Raw genomic sequence first — 263 nt, 5'->3', positions numbered from 1 at the left:
ACCGATGCCGGCCATCCAGGATCTGCTCCTGCCAGACGGTGATCGATTCACGACAGCCGTGCTGTGCGATATCGGCTTTTAAGGCCGCGAACTCCTCGTCGGACATGGCCGGATACAGGTCTGCCAGGGGGTGCGCCTTGTAATGGGGTAGCGCCGGCAGCGGTTCGCCCAGCATGCGGGTCAGGGGGTCTGCAGTTGTGGTCATAGGGCATTATCCTGTGTGTAAAAGGCCGGGCGGCGCGCGTAAACCTTCCGCCCGGCAA

At 62.7% G+C, this 263-nt stretch carries 1 protein-coding gene; it reads right to left on the bottom strand.

The window, feature by feature from the left end; translation table 11 throughout:
- On the bottom strand, positions 1-205 hold a 205-nt coding region (locus ACZ3HH_RS30410), incomplete at its 3' end, for a ParB N-terminal domain-containing protein (RefSeq protein ID WP_465810342.1).
- Positions 206-263: the final 58 nt, after the last annotated feature.

The organism is Pseudomonas sp. PME37.24/025, from assembly GCF_055556615.1.
This window is presented reverse-complemented; position numbering and strand designations above follow the sequence as displayed.